The sequence below is a fragment of the Trinickia sp. Y13 genome, assembly GCF_029522115.1.
Lineage (GTDB): Bacteria > Pseudomonadota > Gammaproteobacteria > Burkholderiales > Burkholderiaceae > Trinickia.
Map to the genome: position 1 here is coordinate 1 of NZ_JAKWFK010000060.1, position 513 is coordinate 513.

At 61.4% G+C, this 513-nt stretch carries 2 pseudogenes; both read right to left on the reverse strand.

Annotated elements, in window-relative coordinates:
• Positions 1-190: pseudogene (locus MMB74_RS27375) on the reverse strand (2-methylcitrate synthase); the annotation flags it as partial.
• 6 nt (positions 191-196) lie between these two features.
• Positions 197-513: pseudogene (gene prpB, locus MMB74_RS27380) on the reverse strand (methylisocitrate lyase); the annotation flags it as partial.

The window sequence follows — 513 nt, forward strand, 5'->3', positions numbered from 1 at the left end:
ACGTGGTGGCGACGTCGAGAATGTCGTAGCCGCGATAGTGCAAGTCGTTGCCCGTGCGGCCGACCGTGCACAGCGCCGTGTTGCCCGCGGTCACGCCCGAGAGGGCGACGGATTTCTTCGGCTTGAAGCCGGAGGGAGCGGGCGCCGCGGCTTGAGCGGCTTCGCCCGCAGTCGAATCTTTACGTGCCATGGGACGTCACCTTTGAGACGCGAAGAGGGTGTCGAGCTTCTCTTCGTAGCGGTGGTAGTCAAGGTATTTGTAAAGATCGGCGCGCGTTTGCATCGTGGGCACCGCGGCCTTTTGCGTGCCGTCGCGGCGGACCGTCTCGTAGAAGTTCAGCGCCGCGGCGTTCATCGCGCGATAGGCGCCGCAGCAATAAAGCGCAATATCGACGTTCGCGCTCTTCAATTCATCAGTCGTAAACAACGGCGTCGCACCGAATTCGGTCAGATTAGCCAGGATGGGCACCTTCACGGCCGCCTTGAACTTGCGGTAATCGTCCAGCGTCTTCA